1 protein-coding gene is annotated in these 259 nt (G+C 45.9%); it reads left to right on the top strand.

What is annotated here, in order from left to right:
- Positions 1-36 precede the first annotated feature (36 nt).
- A partial coding sequence (locus tag SB725_RS32145) for a GTP cyclohydrolase I (protein WP_410923537.1) occupies positions 37-259 on the top strand: 223 nt, incomplete at its 3' end.

Here is a 259-nt window from a genome sequence, read left to right as displayed (position 1 = left end):
CCAGATTATAAAGAAAGTACCGAATCTTATCGCCAACTGATTGCTTCAACTGGCGAAGACTTAGATCGTCCGGGTTTGCTAGATACGCCTGTACGTGCTGCAAAGGCCTTTGCTCATCTGACCCAAGGCTATCATCAAAGCATAGAAGAAGTGGTCAATGACGCTGTGTTTCCATCAGCCAATCGCGAGCTGGTACTGGTACAGAACATTGAGTTTTATTCACTGTGTGAACATCATATGCTACCGTTCCATGGTGTCG

This window comes from Pseudomonas sp. SIMBA_041 (assembly GCF_046535095.1).
GTDB lineage: Bacteria > Pseudomonadota > Gammaproteobacteria > Pseudomonadales > Pseudomonadaceae > Aquipseudomonas > Aquipseudomonas mucoides.
The sequence above is the reverse complement of the archived record's forward strand: the minus strand, read 5'-3'. Positions and strand labels throughout refer to the sequence as shown.